This is a genomic window from Roseicella aerolata (assembly GCF_020523605.1).
Taxonomy (GTDB): domain Bacteria; phylum Pseudomonadota; class Alphaproteobacteria; order Acetobacterales; family Acetobacteraceae; genus Paracraurococcus; species Paracraurococcus aerolatus.
The window spans coordinates 1-17,979 of record NZ_JAJAQI010000028.1; the positions used below are offsets into that span (position 1 = coordinate 1).

Annotated in this window: 18 protein-coding genes; 13 read left to right on the forward strand and 5 right to left on the reverse strand. The window is 69.7% G+C overall.

What is annotated here, in order from left to right:
* Window positions 1–140 precede the first annotated feature (140 nt).
* The 4 genes from LHA35_RS17535 to LHA35_RS17550 all read left to right on the forward strand — a co-directional run bounded on the left by LHA35_RS17535 (window position 141) and on the right by LHA35_RS17550 (window position 3,861).
* A complete protein-coding gene (locus LHA35_RS17535) occupies window positions 141–1,133 on the forward strand; it encodes a hypothetical protein (protein ID WP_226610379.1) in 993 nt (330 codons plus the stop codon).
* A 280-nt stretch (window positions 1,134–1,413) separates the two neighbouring features.
* Complete coding sequence (locus LHA35_RS17540) at window positions 1,414–2,007, forward strand: transposase (RefSeq protein WP_226610382.1); 594 nt, start codon at window positions 1,414–1,416, stop codon at window positions 2,005–2,007.
* Window positions 2,008–2,137: 130 nt separating this feature from the next.
* Complete coding sequence (locus LHA35_RS17545) at window positions 2,138–3,535, forward strand: amidase family protein (RefSeq protein WP_226610384.1); 1,398 nt, start codon at window positions 2,138–2,140, stop codon at window positions 3,533–3,535.
* Window positions 3,532–3,861 (forward strand): hypothetical protein, encoded by a 330-nt coding sequence (locus LHA35_RS17550; RefSeq protein WP_226610386.1) that lies wholly within the window; start codon window positions 3,532–3,534, stop codon window positions 3,859–3,861. Before LHA35_RS17545 ends, LHA35_RS17550 begins: the two co-directional genes overlap by 4 nt.
* A 179-nt stretch (window positions 3,862–4,040) precedes the next feature.
* On the opposite strand, the gene hemA is transcribed toward LHA35_RS17550, so the two are convergent.
* Window positions 4,041–5,270 (reverse strand): 5-aminolevulinate synthase, encoded by a 1,230-nt coding sequence (gene hemA, locus LHA35_RS17555; RefSeq protein WP_226610532.1) that lies wholly within the window; start codon window positions 5,268–5,270, stop codon window positions 4,041–4,043.
* Window positions 5,271–5,475: 205 nt separating this feature from the next.
* Window positions 5,476–6,432, reverse strand: coding sequence for a calcium-binding protein (locus tag LHA35_RS17560; RefSeq protein WP_226610388.1), 957 nt, complete (start codon window positions 6,430–6,432; stop codon window positions 5,476–5,478).
* Between the two features lie 439 nt (window positions 6,433–6,871).
* Between LHA35_RS17560 and LHA35_RS17565 the strand changes: the two genes are divergently transcribed.
* The 4 genes from LHA35_RS17565 to LHA35_RS17580 all read left to right on the forward strand — a co-directional run bounded on the left by LHA35_RS17565 (window position 6,872) and on the right by LHA35_RS17580 (window position 11,082).
* The gene (locus LHA35_RS17565) at window positions 6,872–7,384 is read left to right on the forward strand and encodes a Csu type fimbrial protein (RefSeq protein ID WP_226610390.1); all 513 of its coding nucleotides are present in this window, start codon (window positions 6,872–6,874) and stop codon (window positions 7,382–7,384) included.
* A 106-nt stretch (window positions 7,385–7,490) separates the two neighbouring features.
* A complete protein-coding gene (locus LHA35_RS17570; protein WP_226610392.1) occupies window positions 7,491–8,234 on the forward strand; it encodes a fimbrial biogenesis chaperone in 744 nt (247 codons plus the stop codon).
* Window positions 8,235–8,257: 23 nt separating this feature from the next.
* Window positions 8,258–10,603 carry a fimbria/pilus outer membrane usher protein gene (locus tag LHA35_RS17575; RefSeq protein WP_226610394.1) on the forward strand — a complete coding sequence of 782 codons (2,346 nt, stop codon included), beginning with the start codon at window positions 8,258–8,260 and terminating at the stop codon, window positions 10,601–10,603.
* Between the two features lie 35 nt (window positions 10,604–10,638).
* Entirely contained in the window at window positions 10,639–11,082 is a 444-nt protein-coding gene (locus LHA35_RS17580) for a spore coat protein U domain-containing protein (RefSeq protein ID WP_226610397.1), read from the forward strand.
* Between the two features lie 12 nt (window positions 11,083–11,094).
* Here the strand turns inward: LHA35_RS17580 and LHA35_RS17585 are convergent, their stop codons facing one another.
* Entirely contained in the window at window positions 11,095–11,397 is a 303-nt protein-coding gene (locus LHA35_RS17585) for a hypothetical protein (RefSeq protein WP_226610398.1), read from the reverse strand.
* Between the two features lie 135 nt (window positions 11,398–11,532).
* Between LHA35_RS17585 and LHA35_RS17590 the strand changes: the two genes are divergently transcribed.
* From LHA35_RS17590 to LHA35_RS17610, 5 genes are all read left to right on the forward strand, one after another.
* Complete coding sequence (locus LHA35_RS17590) at window positions 11,533–11,994, forward strand: L-2-amino-thiazoline-4-carboxylic acid hydrolase (protein ID WP_226610401.1); 462 nt, start codon at window positions 11,533–11,535, stop codon at window positions 11,992–11,994.
* A 4-nt stretch (window positions 11,995–11,998) separates the two neighbouring features.
* Complete coding sequence (locus LHA35_RS17595) at window positions 11,999–13,069, forward strand: DUF6817 domain-containing protein (protein ID WP_226610403.1); 1,071 nt, start codon at window positions 11,999–12,001, stop codon at window positions 13,067–13,069.
* A gap of 63 nt (window positions 13,070–13,132) precedes the next feature.
* On the forward strand, window positions 13,133–14,125 hold the full coding sequence (locus LHA35_RS17600) for a Bug family tripartite tricarboxylate transporter substrate binding protein (RefSeq protein WP_226610405.1): 993 nt from the start codon (window positions 13,133–13,135) through the stop codon (window positions 14,123–14,125).
* A complete protein-coding gene (locus LHA35_RS17605; RefSeq protein ID WP_226610407.1) occupies window positions 14,125–15,114 on the forward strand; it encodes a Bug family tripartite tricarboxylate transporter substrate binding protein in 990 nt (329 codons plus the stop codon). The genes LHA35_RS17600 and LHA35_RS17605 overlap by 1 nt, the downstream gene beginning before the upstream one ends.
* A 33-nt stretch (window positions 15,115–15,147) precedes the next feature.
* Complete coding sequence (locus tag LHA35_RS17610; protein ID WP_226610409.1) at window positions 15,148–16,062, forward strand: DMT family transporter; 915 nt, start codon at window positions 15,148–15,150, stop codon at window positions 16,060–16,062.
* 111 nt (window positions 16,063–16,173) lie between these two features.
* Here the strand turns inward: LHA35_RS17610 and LHA35_RS17615 are convergent, their stop codons facing one another.
* Together LHA35_RS17615 and LHA35_RS17620 are read right to left on the reverse strand one after the other, a co-directional pair.
* Entirely contained in the window at window positions 16,174–17,574 is a 1,401-nt protein-coding gene (locus LHA35_RS17615; protein WP_226610411.1) for an MBL fold metallo-hydrolase RNA specificity domain-containing protein, read from the reverse strand.
* 56 nt (window positions 17,575–17,630) lie between these two features.
* Window positions 17,631–17,963, reverse strand: a complete 333-nt coding sequence (locus LHA35_RS17620) for an acyl-CoA thioesterase (RefSeq protein ID WP_226610536.1) — start codon at window positions 17,961–17,963, stop codon at window positions 17,631–17,633.
* Window positions 17,964–17,979 lie beyond the last annotated feature (16 nt).

Genomic DNA, 17,979 nt, shown 5'->3' on the forward strand with positions numbered 1-17,979 from the left:
CACCCGCAGCGGATGGTCGGCCCGGACCCGTTGTTCCAAATCCACGTAGCTGAACAGCGACCCAACCACCGCATCACTGCCACGCATCCTCACCCCGCTCGCTGCCGGGGGTAGGGAATCACGCAGGCGGCATCACCACAATGAATTTCAGCAGCCTGCTAGACCTACATCTTGTCGCTGTGGTTCACAACATCGATGAGCCATCTAGACTACACTTGGGGTTCCCTGGATTGAAAACAGATAATGCCGTTTCCGCAGACGAGCAACCATTTACGGTGGGTTGTAATTTCGGATCAGAATTTATTCACATTATAGATGGGCCAAGCCTTTTCACGACATTAACAACTTTAGATACTATAAAATATTTCGTGAGTTTCCTGAATGACCGTCGGCTTACTCTTGCTAAGCGTCATTGTGTTATTGAAGGAAACGAGAATTTTTTAGGGGCCTATCTTAGCTCGCCGATCGCTGCAGGAAAATACAGTGTCGCACATCAGTTGACTGGCAGCATTCTTGACACTGTAGTGTTCAACAGCGGGTTCTGGACTAAATATGCTCAATCTCCCGCATGGGAGCATACAAACAAAGAAAACAAAAGAAGCTATTTCATAGACAGACTTATAGAGCATATTTCTGAAGAGTATCAGCTCGGCCGTCTCGTCCGGTCGCAGGAGATGGAATTCTCCTATCATGAACAGGGTTGGAGGTTTTTAGCTCGAGAGAGCCGATTCTCCCGAAGACTATTAGCTGGCGCATTTCAATCAATTTTTGATGAGCCGGACAAAACGACGTTTTGGTCATCGTCCGTCTCATCGAAAGACTACCCTGATACACGATATGTTTTTCTTACATACCCGCAAGCCACCAGCGACAAGTCATACGAGAAACTTGAAAATTACATTAGTTTTCATTTAATGGAATACATGTTTGCGGCAGGTGCTGCTTTTAGGGATGCGAGGTACATAGTAGGTGTTGGAATTCCCAACTACCACTTCGGCCAACATAGTATAGTTCTTCATATTGCAGACACGCATAGTTGGGGGGATCGTGAGCAAGTGACTGCAAAGAAAATTAGACACCGACTAGGAGCGTTCCGCGCTCTACATGCCAACACTACATTCCATTTCGAATGACACCCCATTTTTCGTGCAGATGGGCAAAACGTCGATCATCTCCGGCGGCCTGAAGTGGGCGCCGGCCACCTTTCTCAGCCGTAGCCCTCGTGAACAGCACCATCTCTGGGACGCCGGAGATCTGCTCCTCGTCTGAAGCAACCTTAAGCGGGGACGCTCCGTTCCGACCTCATTCAGCCACCGGTTCCAACACGACAACCTTCGCCGCCCCCGAATAAATTGACTTCCAGAAAAAATTCCTATTCACTCCCCCGGCTGCGCCGCTGCCGCCGGAGGCCCTATGTCCCGCCGCTCCCCTCCCGCCCCGCGCCCCGCCGAACCCCGCCCCTGGGCCCCGCTAACCGATGCGGAATGGGACATCCTCGCCCCCTTCTTCGCCCGCCGCGGCGCCGGCCGCCCCATCCGCGATCTCCGCCATCGCGTGGACAGCATCTTCCAGGCCGTCACCTCCGGCCTGCCCTGGTCGGAGCTCCGGTCCGGCACCCTGCTCTGGGACACGGCGCACCGGCAGTTCCGCCGCTGGGCGCATGCGGATCTCTGGACGCGCCTGCTCAAGGCCGTCGCGCGCCGCCGGTGCGGCCGGGTGCTGCGCGGCCTCCGGCCCTGGATCTGCGCCGCCTATCGCCGCGCCTGGCGGCTGCTCGGCTTGCGCGGCATCGCCATCGCCCGGCGCCTCGGCCTGTTCGATGCCCTGCGCGCCCCGCCCTGGATGCTGCCCGACCCGGATTTGTCCGAACAGGCGCTGCGGCATCTCCATCAGCGCCTCGCCCCCGGCCAGCCGCCCATGGCGCGGGAGACCTGGCGGCTCTGGCTGAAGGTCCTGCGCCGCCTCATCCTCCCCACCCGCATCCCCCGTGCCCTCGCATGGCCCTGAGCAGCACGCCCGGTTCCCGAAGGCCCCCCGGCCTCCGGCGGGCTTGGCCGGGGAAGGGCGAGGCCCTGCCCGGATTGACCGGCCCTTGCGGTCCCCCGACCATGCCGCGAAAGCAACCGGGACCCATGCCATGACCGATCTCTGGCGCCTCTCCGCCACGGAACTTGCCGCGCTGATCCGCGCCCGCCAGGTCTCCGCGGAGGAGGCGACGCAGTCCGCCCTCGCCCGGCTCGATGCGGTGAATCCCAGGCTCAACGCCGTCATCGCGCATGATGCGGCGCAGGCGCTGGCGGCGGCCGGGGCGGTGGATGCTGCGATCGCGCGGGGGGAGGCGGTGGGGCCGCTCGCCGGCGTGCCGGTGACGGTGAAGGTGAATGTGGACCAGGAAGGCTGGGCCACCACCAACGGGCTGCGCATCCAGCAGGACCTGCTGGCGCGGCAGGACAGCCCGGTGGTCGCCAACCTGAAGAAGGCCGGCGCCGTCATCCTCGGCCGGACCAACACGCCGGCCTTCTCCCTGCGCTGGTTCACCCGCAATTCCCTGCATGGCGCCACGGTCAATCCGCGCGACCCCTCCATCACCCCGGGCGGTTCCTCTGGCGGCGCGGCGGCGGCGGTGGCGGCGGGCATCGGCGCCATCGGGCATGGCACGGATATCGGCGGCTCCATCCGCTACCCCGCCTATGCCTGCGGCGTGCATGGCCTGCGCCCGACGCTCGGGCGCATCCCGGCCTGGAATCCCACCGGTCCGGATCGCGCGATCGGCGCGCAGCTCATGGCCGTCTCCGGCCCCATCGCGCGGACCATCGGCGACCTGCGCCTTTCGCTCGCCGCCATGAGCCAGCCCGATGCGCGCGACCCCTGGTGGGTGCCGGCGCCGCTGGAGGGGCCGGCCTTCCCGAAGCGCGCCGCGCTCTGCCTCGCGCCGGATGGCATGGCGGTGCAGCCGGAAGTCGTGGCCGCGCTGCGCGACGCGGCGAAGCGGCTGGAAGCGGCCGGCTGGGCGGTGGAGGAAGTGCCGAACACCCCGCCGCTCCAGGCCAGCGCCGATCTCCAGCTCCTGCTCTGGCTGGCCGAAAGCCGCCGCGCCGGCCCCGCGGCGCGGGAGCGGGAGGGCGACCCGGATGCGCTGGCGATCTTCGGCTATATGGAACGGCTGTGCCCGGCGCCGACGCTCTTCGATTTCCAGGATGCGCTGCAGACGCGCCTCACGCTGCTGCGGGACTGGCTGCTCTTCCTCGAACGCTACCCGGTCATCCTGATGCCCGTCTCGGGCGAGTTGCCCTTCCGCGACCACTCGGATGTCGAGAGCTTCGAGGGCTTCCGGCGGATCCTCGCGGCGCAATTGCCGCAGGTGGGGCTGCCGCTGCTCGGCCTGCCGGGGCTGGCGGTGACCACCGGCCTGGTCGGGCGCCTGCCGGTCGGGGTGCAGCTGGTCGGCGGGCGGTATCGGGAGGATGTGCTGCTCGCGGCCGGGGAGGCGATCGAGGCGGGCGGCGTGCCGGCCGCGCCGGTGGACCCGGCATGAGGGCGCTGCGCGCCCTGCCGCTGCTGCTGCTCGCCGCCGCCTGCGCCGGGGGCGGGCGTGGCTGCCCCGCGGTGCTCGTGAACGCCTCCCAGTTGCCGGTCGAGCAGTTCTACCTGGCGCGGGCAGGGGCGGAAGGCTGGGGCACGGATCTGGTCGCCGCGGCCGAGCTGGCGCCGGGCGGCACCCTGCCGGTCCGCTTCGAGGGGGAGGGGCGCTACGGCCTGCGCGCCGTCTGGGCCAATGGCCGGGCGGTGGAGATGCAGAATATCGAGGGCTGCCGCGTCGCGCGCATCACCGTGCGCGACGACGCCTTGCAGGTGGAATAGGGCATGCCGCTGGCGCGCCGCCGGGGGCGGGGCGCCTGCCTCGGGCCGCGGTGCCGGCACGCCCTGTCCCGCCCCGCCTGCCCGCGGAGGGAGGGGGGCCGAGGCGGCGCCGCATGGCAGCCCGCCCCCGGCGGCAGGCCGGGGCGACCATGCCGCGCCCGGCCCTGCGCCGGCCGGTCCTACTCCGCCGCCAGCGGCACGGAGCGCTTCGGCAGCACCGCCTTCAGCGCCTCGACCAGTTCCGCGATCATGGCATCGGTGTGGAAGGGCGTGGCGCAGAGCCGCAGCCGCTCCGTCCCGCGCGGCACGGTCGGGTAGTTGATGGGCGTGGCGTAGAGGGCGTGCTCCTCCAGCAGGCGGCGGGCCACCTGGCGGCAGAGCTCGGCCTCCCCCACCATCACCGGGACGATATGGCTCGGCCCCGGGATGCGCGGCAGGCCGGCGGCGTCCAGCGCCGCCTTCAGCGCCGCGGCGCGCTCGGCCAGCGCCGCGCGGCGGGCGGGGTCGCGCTTCAGGACACGCACGCTCTCCAGCGCCGCGCCGGCGACGGCGGGCGGCAGGGCGGTGGTGAAGATCAGCCCGCCGGCGACGCTGCGGATGAAGTCCACCAGCTCCGCCTCGCCCGCGACATAGCCGCCGAGCACGCCGAAGCCTTTCGCCAAGGTCCCCTCGATGAGGTCCACCCGGTGCGCCACGGCATCCCGCTCGCTGATGCCGCCGCCGGTCTCCCCGTAGAGCCCGACGGCGTGGACCTCATCCAGATAGGTCATGGCGCCGTAGCGCTCGGCCAGGTCGCAGATCGCCGCGATCGGGGCGATGTCGCCATCCATGGAATAGACGCTCTCGAAGGCGATCAGCTTCGGCGCCTCGGGCGGTGCCGCGGCCAGCTTCGCCTCCAGGTCCGCCAGGTCGTTATGCGTCCAGATGACGCGCTTCGCCGCCTTCGCGCCGCGCATGCCGGCGATCATGGAGGCGTGGTTCTTGGCGTCCGAGAAGACCCAGAAGCCCGGCAGCGCCTCCAGCACGGCGGAGAGCGCGGCCTGGTTGGCCATGTAGCCCGAGCCGAAGAGCAGCGCGCCGGATTTGCCATGCAGCGAGGCCAGCTCCGCCTCCAGCGCCACGATCAGCGGCGAGGTGCCGGAGATGTTGCGGGTGCCGCCCGCGCCGGCGCCGTGCTCGGCGATCGCCCGGGTGGCGGCGGCCAGCACGGCGGGGTGGCTCCCCATCCCGAGATAGTCGTTGGAGGACCAGACCGTGACCTCCCGCAGGCCCGCCGGCGCATGCCAGCGATAGACGGGGAAGCGGCCGGCCAGCTTCTCCAGATGGGCGAATTCGCGGTAGCGGCCCTCCCGGCGCAGGGCGCCGAGCGTGTCGCGGGCATGGGCAAGGAGGGTGGCTCGGGTCTGCATCATGGCCGGGTGCTGTGGCGTGGGGTCAGTGGGGTATGTCGGCATGGCCGCGAAAAACCCAGTGAAACCGTCGCAACCCTGTGTCGCGGCGTGAACGCCTCTCCGCGCAGGATGGACGCCTTTCCCGCGCCGCGTGCCGCCGGCGGGATCCGGCGGCGTGCCAGGAGCGGTTTCTTAGCCCAGCCTATGACCGGGCATAAGGCCTTCAAATGAAAATGAAATTATCAAAGGCGATATGATCGCCTGAGCCGATCAGGGCAGGGTCATCCAGGCCAGGGAGGGAGGTGATCAGCAGGGTGTCGATCGCGCCCCAATTTGCGCCGCTGACCAGGGCCGGTTTGTGGTTGCCGAGGGTGACAGTGGTCTGGCCGGCCAGCGCGCCGTCCCGGTAGCCGGCAAAGGTGACGCTCTGTTCGAGATTCCAGGCCGCCGCCGCCTGGACCTGGCCGAAGATGAAGCAACTGCCATCGGTCCTGGTGATCTCGATCGGGCCGTCGGCGAAGGTACTGAAGGCCACCTGGTGGCCGGACGGAACGCTGGCGGCCGCATAGCCGCTGCCGGGAAAGTAGCTGGTGTCGATCACACGCATTCCATGGGTCGGCGTGTGCCAGTTGAAACCATGATAACCGTCCGGCAGGAGTGGGGTCGGCATCCCGTCGATATCCTCGAAGGTGATCAGCTTCGGCGCGCCCAGCAGTGCGTCAAGACTCACGAGCGTGCCGTCCAGCCTGACGCGGACGATCTCGACGCTGGTCATGTCGATCCGCAATGTATGGTTGACGAAGCGGGCGTCCGGCGCCGGCGGTGCGGCAAGATGGGCCCAGAGCGAAAAGAGTGCCGCCTGCACGTTGGCCTGGGCGAACTGCGCCGAACTCATCGTTATGACCAGCGTGTCCATGCCAGCCCCGCCATTGATGGTGTCGAAGGCGGCGGGGCTGAGGAATGTGAAGATCGTGTCGTCGCCGGCGCCGGCGAGGATCAGGTTCTTGCCGGCGCCGCCGCGGAACGCGTCGTTTCCTGCCCCGCCAATAAGAGTGTCATCGCCGGCGCCGCCGCGTAGCGTGTCGTTACCGGCAGCCAGCAGTTCGACTGCGAAGCCCTCTGTCATGGATTGGGCGTCGACGAGGGTTCCATAGGAATAATTGGTAAAAAAGATTGTCACGACGCATTTCCTTCCCGTGCAGGTTCGATGCATGGGCGGCCGATCCATCCTGACCCGTTGCCGATAGTGCTGATGCGGCGGGAAGTGGTTGATGCTTAAGGATGACCGCCCGAGCAAGTCGAGGAAATAGCTCCAATTACATTCGCCTGCCAAGCTCGTTGTTGAGGTCGACATGGAATTCAGCAAATAATATAGTACACGGTAGATTGCGCGAAATAACGGGCAGGTTTCTCGGATCGATTACAACTTTCACTAATTGTAACCGTTCTGAGGCATTGAAATTATCGAGAGAATAATGAAGATCGGGTTGGGAAGAGAACGCTCCTAATATGCAACATTCCTCCACTGCATCATTCGGTCGCCGCCCCCGCGGCCACCGCCTGGCCAGGGGCAATGGACGGGCGGAGCAGGACCTTCCCGATACGGAAAAGGAACATCCATGAAGCGCCTTGCCCTTGCCGCCGCCCTGCTCGGCGGCACCGCCCTCAGCCTCGCCACGCTGGCCAACAAGCCGGCCGATGCGGCCGTCGCGACCTCGACCTTCCAGGTTCAGGCGCAGGTCGTGAACACCTGCTCGATCTCTGCCACGAACATGAGCTTCGGCGTCTACAATCAGAATACCAGCTCGCAGGCGACCTCCACCATCACCGTCAACTGCACCCTCGGCGTGCCGGCGGTGATCACTCTCGACCAGGGCCTGAACGACATCTTCGGGTCCGCCTCGGCGCCGAGCCGCCGCATGAAGAACTCGGCCACCAATGCCTGGCTGAGCTACAACCTGTTCACGGATTCCGGCCGCTCCTCGCTCTGGGGCAACACGCCGGCCACCGGCCAGTCCTATACCGGCACGGGCCAGAACACGGCCCTGAACGTCTACGGCCTGCTGCCCGCCGGCCAGAACGTCCTGGCGGGCACCTACTTCGATACCGTGACTGCCGTCATCACCTACTGACGTCCCGGGGCCGCTGCGGCCGTATGCACCATGGCCGCCACCCGCCCGCCGAGCCGGGGCGGGTGGCGGCACGCCATTGTCCCCACCCTGGAATTTCCGAAACCTCATGGTCCCCGCGCCCCGTTCTGCGCCGCGCCGCGCCGCCCTTGGCCTTGTCCTCGCGGCAGCGGGCTGCCTTCTCGCGCCGCGCCGCGCCGCGGCCGCCACCCGGATCTCGCCCACCCTGCTCGACTTCGCCCCGGGCCAGATGGCCGGCCTGCTCGAATTCGCCAATCTCGGCGACGGTGCCATTTCCATCGACATCGACATCGTCGCCTGGACCCAGCGCGGCGACGAGGACATCCTGGCGCCCAGCGAGGATATCGTCGTCTCCCCGCCCGCCGCGGTCATCCCGGCCGGTGCCCGCCAGACGCTTCGCGTCATCTTCCGCCGCCGCCCCGAGGGGGAGGGCGAGCGCAGCTACCGCCTGCTGATCGCCGAGAACCCCGTGGCGCCGGACCGCAACCGCACCATCGCCGTCGCCGTCACGCATTCGCTGCCGGTCTTCATGGGGCCCGCCCTCGGCGGGGGGCAGGGGCGGGTGCAGTGGCGCGCCGAGCGTTCCCCCGAGGGCGGATGGGATCTCGTCGCCGCCAATCCCGGCCAGCGCTACATCCGCATCCAGTCGCTCAGCGTCCTCACCAGCCGCGCCCAGCAACTCCCCGTCGAGCCGCGCGGCCGCACGCCCTATGTGCTGCCGGGGGTGGAGCGCCGCTGGCGCCTGCCGAGGGTGCCGGCCGGCATCGATTCGGTGCTGCTGCGCGGCCAGACCCAGTCCGGCCCCTTTGAGCAGACCGTCACGTTCACATGACGCAGCGCTCGGCAGGTCTTGCCATGCTGCTTCTCGCCCTCGCATTCCTCCCATTCCCGGTGCAAGGCGCGGAGCGGCGGCTGCAACTCGAGGTGCGGATCAACGGACGGCCCACCGGCTTGGTCGGGGAGTTCGTCGAGCGCGCCGGCGCCCTGTTCGCCCGCGGGCGGGAACTGCGCGAACTGGGCGTCGAGGCACCGGAAGATGACGCGCTGGTCCCGCTCGCCTCCATCCCCGGCCTCGGCGCGACGCTCGATCCGCTTACCCAGGTGCTGGAGGTCAGCGCCGATCCCGCCGCCCTCCGGCGGACCAGCCTGAACGGCCGCGGCGGCCGCACGCTGCCGCCGCTGACCCCGACCGACTGGGGCATCGTGCTCAACTACGACACGCTCGGCACCTTCGGCACGGAGACCACCGGCTTCGTACAGAACGAGCAGCGCCTGCTCGGCCCCTATGGCACGCTGTCCAACAGCGCGCTCTCCCGCTTCGGGGTCCGCGCACCGGACCAGGACTATGTGCGGCTCGACAGCAACTGGTCCTATGCCGATCCGGATCAGGACCGCAACTGGCGGCTGGGCGACCTGGTGACAGGCGCCGTGGGCTGGAGCCGCGCAATCCGGCTGGGCGGCGGACAGGTGGCCTCCGACTTCAACATGCGGCCCGATCTGGTGCGCTTCGGCAGCCCCAGCTTTACCGGCCTCGCCGCCCTGCCCTCCACCGTGGACGTGCTGGTCAACGGCGTGCGGCAGTTCGGCTCCCCCGTGCCGCCGGGCCCCTTCGAGATCCGCAACCTGCCGGTCGTGGTCAGCGGCGGGTCGGAGGTGGTGGTGGCGGTGCGCGACGAACTCGGCCGGCAGACCCTGACGACGCTGCCCTTCTACTACAGCACCCAGCTGCTGGCCGAAGGCACCACCTCCTATTCGGTCCAGGCGGGCCGGGTGCGGCTCGGCTACGGCATCCGCACCACGGACTATGTCGGCTGGGCAGCCTCCGGCTCGGCCCGGCATGGCCTGAAGCAGTGGCTCACGGCCGAGGGGCATGCCGAGGCGACCGACGGGCTCGCGATGGCGGGCGGCGGCGGGGCGGTGCGGCTTGGCAGTTTCGGGGTCGCCAGCCTGGCGCTTGCCGCCAGTGCCGGGCGGGGCGCCAGCCTGCCGCGCGAGATCACCGAGCGCTATGGCGTCCTCGGCAAGGCGACCACCGGCCCCGGCCGGGGTGGTCAGGTGGCTTTCGGCCTCCAGCACAGCACCAGCCGCTACAGCCTCACCCTGAGCGGCACCTTCGCCAGCGCCGGCTTCCGCGACACGGCGGCGCTGTTCGGCACCTCCGTGGTGCGCAGCCAGCTGCGCGCATCCGTCAGCCTGCCCTTGCAACGCTACGGCAGCCTGACCCTCGGCTTCATCCAGCAGCGCGGCGGCGTCGCGCAGGCCACTCCGCTCGGCGGCATCCCGCTCGGCCTGCAGGCGAACAATGCGCTGCTCAACCTCGGCTATTCCGTCAGCCTGCGGGATGATCTCTATTTCTATGCTTCGGGCTTCTACGATCTGCGCGGCAGCCTGGGCACCGGCATCTTCGCCGGGCTCATCTTCACCTTCGGCGCCAAGGACTCCGCCGGGCTCAGCTACAACCGGCAGGACCGTAGCAACACCTACACGGCGCAGCTGGTGCGACCGGCGGTGCAGACCGGCGATATCGGCGGGCGGCTGGTGGCCGAGCTGGGCGACGTGAACCGCCAACTCGCCGAAGGCCAGTATCTCGGCCCCTATGGCCGCGTGACCGCGGGTATGGACCTGCTGGACGGCCAGCCGACCGGTCGCTTCGGCCTGGGCGGTTCCGCGGTGATCGGCGGCGGCAGCGCCTTCCTCTCCGACCGGATCTTCGACAGCTTCGCGGTCGTGCGTACGGGATCGGTGCCCGGCGTCCCCGTGCAGTACGAGAACCGCCCCGCTGGCACCACGCGCCGGGACGGACGGTTGCTGGTGCCGCAGCTCCGTTCCTTCGACGTCAACAGGCTCTCGATCGATCCCGTGGCCCTGCCGGCAGATGTGGAGGTGAGCAGCACGCAGCAGGAGGTGCGGCCGGGCGACCGGGCCGGGATCGTCGTGGATTTCGGGATCCGCCGCAGCCTGGGCGCGCTGGTGCGGTTCCAACTGCCGGATGGTCGGCCGGTACCGACCGGATCGGCGGTGCGGAAGGAGGGACAGCCGCCCGTGCCCGTAGGCGGCGGCGGCCGTGCCTACCTGACCGGGCTGGAGGAGCGGAACAGGGTCGCCATCGCGCTGCCGGACGGCACCACCTGCCAGGCAGGCTTCGGCTTCACGCCGCTGCCTGGTGAGATCCCGCTGATCGGGCCGGTGGGATGCGAGTGATCCTGCCCCTGCCGGCCGCGGCGCTGCTGGCGACCTTGAGCCCTCTGCCGGCCGCGGCTTCCGGCGGGGTGGTGACCTGCAGCCTCTCTGCCACGGCCATGGCCTTCGGCGTGGTCCAGCCGGAGGGCAACGCCCCCGGTGACACCACCGCCACTCTGGAGGTGATCTGTGTCGCCAACGGGCAGCAGCCGGCGGCGGTCACCCTGCGGGTGATACCGCTGAGCGAGCCGGTGGGGCCGGGCCTGCGGCGGATGCAGCCCGGGCCGGGGCTGCGCTACCAGATCTTCGTCGATGCCGCGCGCAGCATCGCCTGGGGCAGCGGCATCGGCGGCAGCATGCCGCTTGCGGCCAGCGCCACGGTGGTGCCGGGCACGCCGCTGCGGGTGCGGTTCACCCTCTACGGCCGGGTGCCGGGGCGCCAGCATGGCCTGCCCGCCGGCAGCTTCGTGGAGAGCCTGGTCGCGGTCCTGCAGTACTGAGCAACGCGCGGTTCAGTACAGACGGAGGATGCGGACATTCCCCTGCGCATCCGTCTCCGTCGTCACCGCCGGCGGATAGGTTGCGGCCGCCGGGGGCAGGGAGAGGCCGGCCTGCCGGGCGGCCGAGATGGCCGCGGCGCAGCCCGCCTGCTCCGCCGACGAGAGTGTCTGGCCGTTCCAGCAACTGGGCGGCAGCACGATGGCGCCGACGGACATCTGCGCGCCGCTGCCGCGCGTCGTGCCTTGGGCCTGCGCGGCGAGGGATGGCAGCAGCAGGGCGGCCAAGAGGCCGAGGGGACGGAGAGTGGGGCTCAAGAATGGCATGCCTGATCATGTCGGGCGCCCTGGTTGAATATTTCATAAATCATCGCGAGGAGTGGGCGTGCCGGACCGGCTTCCGCAGGGCCTGCGCCTGCAGCTACCTTGCCCCATGGCCGGGAGGGAACCAGCATGGATATCGGCATCCTGCAGCAGCGCCGCATCGAGGCGGCCTTCGCCAGGGGCGTTTTCGAGGAGATGGCGGCCGAGATCGGCGCCGAGAGGGCCAAGGCCATCCTCTCCCGCGCGGTGATCAAGCTGGCGAAGCGGGCCGCCGCCGAGATGGCGAGGGAGGCGCCGGAGGGCCCGAGCCTCGACCATTTCGAGGCGATCCAGGAGCGCTGGACGCGCGACGACGCGCTCCGGATCGAACCCGTCGCGCGCGACGCGACGCGCTTCGAGTTCAACGTGACGCGCTGCCGCTACGCCGAGATGTACCGGGAGATGGGCCTTGCGGAACTCGGCGCCGTGCTGTCCTGCAACCGCGACGGCGCCTTCTGCGAGGGCTACGACCCGAAGCTGAAGCTGACCCGCACGCAGACCATCATGGGCGGCGCCAGCCATTGCGATTTCCGCTACCGGGTCGAGGAGTGAGGCCATGCCGGAGCGCCTGCATCCGAAGCTCCGCGCCTTGCTGGCCGATGACTGGGTGGCGGTCGATCCCGAACTGCCGCGGCTGCTGGAGATGCTGTTCGCCCGCAGCGCCGGGGAGGACTGGCACAAGGCCGGCACCTTCAAGGACCACCTGCTCGGCGTCTGCCGGACGCTGACGCTCTGGGACCAGCCGCGGGAGGTGCGCCTCCTCGGCCTCTTCCACAGCGTCTATTCCAACGAATACGTGGACCTGAAGCTCTTCGACGGCAGCGGCAACCGGGCGGAGCTGGCCGAGGCGCTGGGCGCCGAGGCGGAGCGGCTGATCCACACCTTCTGCGTGATGCCCCGCACCCTCTTCACCCAGCGCCTGCTGGCGATGGAGCACCTGCCGGAGGAGGAGATGGTGCTGGAGCGGGAGGGGGCGCCGGCGCTGCACCTGCCGCCGCGCGATGTCGCGGTCTTCGCCATCGCCACCATCGCCGATATCGCGGAGCAGTGGCATTCCTGGCAGGACGAGATTTTTGCGGGTTACCCCTTCCAGAAGCCGCGGGCCGTCCGGGAGAACTGGGCCGCCTCGCTCTGGCCCGGGCCGCTGAAGCCGACCGCGACCGCGCTGTCCATGCTCTCCCGCCTCGGCCGGGTCCTCTCCGATCTGCCGGAGGAGTGGGGGCTGCCCACCCCGCCGGTCTTCGCCCGCTGCACCGCGGTGCTGGAGGCGGAGGAGGAGATGGCGGCCGTCACCCTCTACTGGCAGGCGGTGACGCGCGGCCTGCCCATGGCGGGGCTCGGCCCCACCCACCGGGCGTTGGAAGCCTGCATCCGCCACAACCCCTATGTCGGGGAACCGCGGCTGATGCTGGCGCAGCTCGCCCTCATCGCCGGGGACTGGGACATGGCCGCGGGTCATGCCCGGGCGGGCCTCGACCTGCTGCAGGACTGGGGCGTCGCCTGGGACAAGCGCATCGCCTGGTCCGGCTGGGTGGCCTGGGCGCGCATCCTGCTGCAATCGGCGGAAGGCCGGCGCTGGCCGGAGAGCCTGACGGGGCTGAACGGGCTCGGGCTGGTGACGGGCTGACCTTTTCCCGGAGGGCAGGACGCGCCATGTTGGGCGCAACGAACTGCCTCCGGGGAAACGTCCATGATCCGCCTCACGCGCCGCGCCGCGCTCGCCCTGCCGCTCGCCACCCCCTTCGTCGCGCACGCCCAGGACGCATCCGCCCCCTGGCGGCCGAGCCAGACCATGCGCATCGTCGTCCCGGCCGCGCCGGGCGGCACCGCCGATATCAGCGCCCGGCTGCTCGCGCCCTTCCTGCAGGCGCATCTCGGCCAGAGCTGCGTGGTGGAGAACCGCTCCGGCGCCGGCGGGGTGATCGGCACGCAGGAAGTGGTGCGCGCCACGCCGGACGGGCACACCCTGCTGCTCGGCAATATCGGGCCGCAGGCGATCGGCCTCTCGCTCTACCGCAGCCTGCCCTACAAGCGGGAGGACCTGACGCCGGTCTGCGGCACGGTGCGGGGCCCGAACGTGCTGGTGGTGCACCCCTCCGTCCCCGCCAACACCCTGCCGGAGCTGGTCGCCCATCTGAAGAAGAACCCGGGCAAGCTCAGCTTCGGCTCCCCGGGCGTCGGGCAGAGCCCGCACCTGACGGGCGTCTGGTTCAACCAGGCGACCGGGACGGAGGCGATCCACGTCCCCTTCCGCGGCGCCGGCCCGGCGGCGCTGGAACTGGTCGCGGGCAACATCCAGTACATGTGGGACAACCTGACCAGCGGCATCACCCAGATCCGCGCCGGGCGGGTCCGGGCGCTGGCCGTCAGCAGCGCCGACCGCAACCCGCAACTGCCGGACGTGCCGGCGGCGCGGGAGACGATGCCCGAGCTCGCCGCCTTCGACGTCAACACCTGGTTCGGCATCTTCGTCCCCTCCGCGACGCCGCGGCCGGTGGTGGACAGCCTCAACGCCGCCATGAAGGCCTGGCATGAGACGGAGGAGGTGAAGGCCCGCTGGCGGGAGATGGGCGGCGTCTCGCTCTACGGTACGCCGGAGCAGTTCGCCGCCTTCGTCGCCAACGAGGTGCAGAAGTGGGGCGAGGTCATCCGCAAGGAAGGCCTGCAACTGGAGGTCGGGTGATGGGCGCCGCGCGGCTCCCGCGCCGGGCGGCGCTGGCCGCGCCGGCCCTGCTGCTGGCGCCGCCCCTTGCGGCGCAGGCCTGGCGCCCCGGCCAGCAGATGCGCATCGTGGTGCCCGCCGCGGCCGGCGGCACCACCGACATCATGGGGCGGCTCTGCGCCCAGCACCTGCAGGCGCGCTGGGGCACGCCTGTCGTGGTGGAGAACCGCACCGGCGCCGGCGGCACCATCGGCACGCTGGAGGTGGTGCGGTCCCGCCCCGATGGCACCACGCTGCTCTCGGGCAATATCGGGCCGCAGGCCATCGCCTATTCGCTCTTCCGCAACCTGCCCTACGGCGCGGACCAGCTCGTCCCGATCGCCGGGCAGATCCGCGGGCCGAACGTGCTGGTGGTGCTGGCCGACACGCCGGTGCGGAGCATGACGGAGTTCGCGGCCTGGCTGCGGGCCGAGCCGGGGAGGATCAGCTTCGCCTCCACCGGCGTCGGGCAATCGACGCATCTGACGCCGGTCTGGATGCTGCAGCTGCTGAACGCGCAGGCGATCCATGTGCCCTTCCGCGGCTCGGCGCCGGCGCAGATCGAACTGCTGGCTGGCAATGTCGGCTTCCTCATCGACAACCTGACCGGCGTCATCGAGCATATCCGCAGCGGCCGCCTGCGCGCGCTCTGCGTCACCAGCGCCGAGCGCAACAGCGAATTGCCGGAGGTGCCGGCGGCGCGGGAGACGCTGCCGGAGCTGGCGCGGTTCGAGGTGAACACCTGGTTCGGCCTGTTCGGCCCGGCCGGCCTGCCGGCCGAGATCGTCCAGACCGTCAATGCCGAGGTCAATGCGCTGCTCGACCAGCCGGAGACGCGGCAGCGCTTCGCCCAGCTTGGCGGCGTGCCGCTGCGCCTCTCGCCGGAGGCGTTCGCCGACTGGGTGCGGGCGGAGACGGAGAAATGGGGCGCGGTGATCCGGCGGGAGGGGCTGCAGCTCGACGCCGGTTGACGCCGTAGCGGCCCCACCGCAGCCTGCGGGCGGATGATCCTCTCGCCCCTCTGGCTGCCGGTGACCCTGGCCGCCGCGCTCTTCCAGACCTGGCGCACCGCCCTGCAGCAGAAGCTGCGGGGCCAGCTTTCCGTCAATGCCGCGGCGGTGGTGCGCTACCTCTACGGCGTGCCGGTCGGCGCGGCGCTGCTCGGCCTCTACATGCTGGTCTTCGGCGGGTCGCTGCCGGCCCTGAACCTGCCCTTCCTCGCCCTCGCGGCGGCGGGCGGGCTCGGCCAGATCCTCGGCACCAACCTGCTGATCATGGCCTTCGGCCATCGCGGCTTCGCCGTCGGCACCGCCTATGCGAAGACGGAAGCCGTGCAGGGCGCCATCCTGGCGCTGGTGCTGCTGGGCGAGCGCATCTCGGCCATCGCCTGGATCGGCATCTCCATCGGCGTCGGCGGCGTGCTCTGGCTCTCCCTTGCCGGCAAGGCGCGCAATGCCGGGGAGCTGCTGCGCGCGACGGTGCAGCCGGCGGCCGTCTGCGGCCTCGCCTCCGGCTTCTTCTTCGCCCTCACCAGCGTGCTGATCAAGGCGGCGAATCTGGAGCTGCCGGGCGATGACCCGATCCTGCGCGCGCTGGTGACGCTGGTGGCGGCGAACATCCTGCAGACGCTGATGCAGGGAAGCTGGCTGCTGGCGCGGGAGCCGGACCAGGCGCGCGCCGTGTTCACCACCTGGCGGACCAGCGCGCAGGTCGGCGCGCTCTCCGCCTGCGGCTCGGCCTGCTGGTTCACCGCCTTCGCCCTCGCTCCCGTCGCGCTGGTGCGCGCGGTGGGGCAGGTCGAGATCATCTTCACCCTGCTCTTCAGCCGCTTCTACCTGCGGGAACAGCCGAAGCGCGCGGAGATCCTGGGCGCGCTGACGGTGGTGCTGGGCGTGGTGCTGGTGCTGGTCGGGCGATAGGCGCTTGCCGGCCGGTTCACGCCTGCGGGCTTCGCCCTCCGGCGATCGGGTGGCTTGTCTCCTGCCGGCCGATTCACGCCTGCGGGCTTCGCCCTCCGGCGATCGGACGGCTCAGCCCAGCGCCACCTGCTCCCCATGCTCCGGCACCCGGCAGGGCCAGCCCAGCTCCTCCTCGATCCGGTGGCGCAGCGCATCCGCCGCGCCCGGCTCCCCATGCACCACATAGGTCTGCCGCGGCGGGTGCGCGAAGCCGCGCAGCCAGGCGAGGATCTCCGCGGCATCGGCATGGGCCGAGAGCATGGAGAGATTGTCCACCTCCGCCCGCACCGGGATATGGGCGCCATGGATCTTCACGCTCTCCGCGCCCGCCACCATCTGCGCGCCGCGCGTGCCGCCGGCCTGGAAGCCGCTGAACAGGATGGTGTTGCGCCGGTCCGGCGCATAGACCTTCAGGTGGTGCAGCACCCGCCCGCCGGTCGCCATGCCGCTGGCCGAGAGGATGACCTTCGGGAAGGCATTGGCGGCCAGCGCCTTCGATTCCGCCGCATCCCGCACATAGCGCGCGACGCCGCAGGCGGCCCGGGTCTCGGCGGCGGAGAGCCGGTGCTCCCCCTGGTGCTTGCGGAACAGGTCGGTCGCGTCCTGCGCCATCGGGCTGTCGAGGAAGATGGGCAGGTCCGGGATGCGCCGCGCCGCCTTCAGCCGGTGCAGGTGATACAGCAGCGCCTGGGTCCGCCCCACCGCGAAGGCCGGCACCAGCACCGTGCCGCCGCGCGCCGCGGTGCGGGTGATGACCTCGGCCAGCATATCCTCCGGGTCGCGCGGGTCGTGGCTGCGGTCGCCATAGGTGGATTCGACCAGCAGCACATCCGCCCGGCGCACCGGCGCCGGGTCCGGCATGGTCGGGCTGTTCAGGCGCCCGAGATCGCCCGAGGCGACGAAGCGCGTGCCGTCGGGCAGGTCCAGCTCGGCGATGGCGGCGCCGAGGATGTGCCCGGCCGGCCGGAAGCGCAGCGTGATGCCGGGGGCGACCGCATGCTCCCGCCCGAACTCCACCGGCGCGAAGCGCTCGAGCGACGCCTCGGCCTCCGCCAGGGTGTAGAGCGGCAGGGCCGGGTGGTGCTTCGAGAAGCCGTGGCGGTTGGCGTAGTCCGCGTCCTTCTCCTGCAGGAAGCCGCTGTCCGGCAGCAGGACGCCGCAGAGATCGGCGGTGGCCGGGGTACAGAGGATGGGGCCGCGGAAGCCCGCGCGCGTCAGCAGCGGGAGGGCGCCGGAATGGTCGAGGTGGGCATGGGTCAGCACCACGGCGTCGAGGCTGGCCGGCGGCACCGGGAAGGGCGCCCAGTTGCGCAAGCGGAGCTGCTTGAAGCCCTGGAACAGGCCGCAATCCACCAGGATGCGGCGCCCGCCGGCCTCGAGCAGGTATTTCGAGCCGGTGACCGTCCCGACCCCGCCGAGGAAGGTGAGCCTTGCCCCGCCGCCACCGGTTCCCGATTCGTCCGTGCCCGCCATGGTGCTTCTCCCCTCGCGCGATATCCTGCCATGGCTGGCGCGCAACGCGAGGGTTTTCAGCCGGCGAGGGGCCGCGGCTTCCCCCGCTCATCCAGCGCGACATAGGTGAAGTCGGCCGAGGTCACCTTGATGCGCTCCCCCTGGCCCTGGCGCAGCACCCAGGCCTCGACATGCAGGGTGAGGGAGGTGCGGCCGATGCGGGCCAGGTCGCAATAGACGCAGACCACATCCCCCACCTTCACCGGCTTGAGGAAGGCCATGTCGGTGCAGGAGACTGTGACGACGCGCCCGCCCGCGCGGGCCACCGCCGAGATGCCCCCCGCGACATCCATCTGCGACATGATCCAGCCGCCGAAGATGTCGCCGGCCGGGTTGGTGTCGGCCGGCATGGCGAGGGTGCGGATC